Source organism: Gordonia aichiensis (assembly GCF_039946255.1).
Lineage (GTDB): Bacteria > Actinomycetota > Actinomycetes > Mycobacteriales > Mycobacteriaceae > Gordonia > Gordonia aichiensis_A.
On sequence record NZ_JBCDWL010000046.1, the window covers coordinates 1 to 662 of the forward strand.

1 rRNA gene is annotated in these 662 nt (G+C 54.2%); it reads right to left on the reverse strand.

Features of this window, described 5'->3' with window-relative positions:
• Nucleotides 1-629, reverse strand: a 23S ribosomal RNA gene (locus tag AAFO60_RS20820); the annotation flags it as partial.
• Nucleotides 630-662: the final 33 nt, after the last annotated feature.

Sequence of the window (662 nt, forward strand, 5' to 3'; positions counted from 1 at the left end):
GCTCTGACGGATTGTAAGCGTCCGGTTTCAGGTACTATTTCACTCCCCTCCCGGGGTACTTTTCACCTTTCCCTCACGGTACTAGTCCGCTATCGGTCACCAGAGAGTATTTAGGCTTACCGGGTGGTCCCGGCAGATTCACAGCAGATTCCACGAGCCCGCTGCTACTTGGGCATCATCGAAGCCAGTCAACACACTTTCAGCTACGGGACTCTCACCCACTACGGCAGACCATTCCAGGCCACTTCACCTAACATGCTGATTTATCACTGACCCACCATCCGGCAGAATGATGAACGACAACCCCACAACCCCACACGCACAACCCCCGCCGAGTATCACATACGCATGGTTTAGCCTCATCCGCTTTCGCTCGCCACTACTCACGGAATCACAAATTTGTTTTCTCTTCCTGTGGGTACTGAGATGTTTCACTTCCCCACGTTCCCTCCACACCCCCTATACATTCAGAGGTGGGTAACACCACATCACTGGTGCTGGGTTTCCCCATTCGGACACCCTCGGATCACAGCTCGTTTGACAACTCCCCGAGGACTATCGCGGCCTACCACGTCCTTCATCGGCTCCTGGTACCAAGGCATCCACCGAACGCCCTAAAACACTTACAACAACACCCACAAACACACCCCCACCAACCCCAA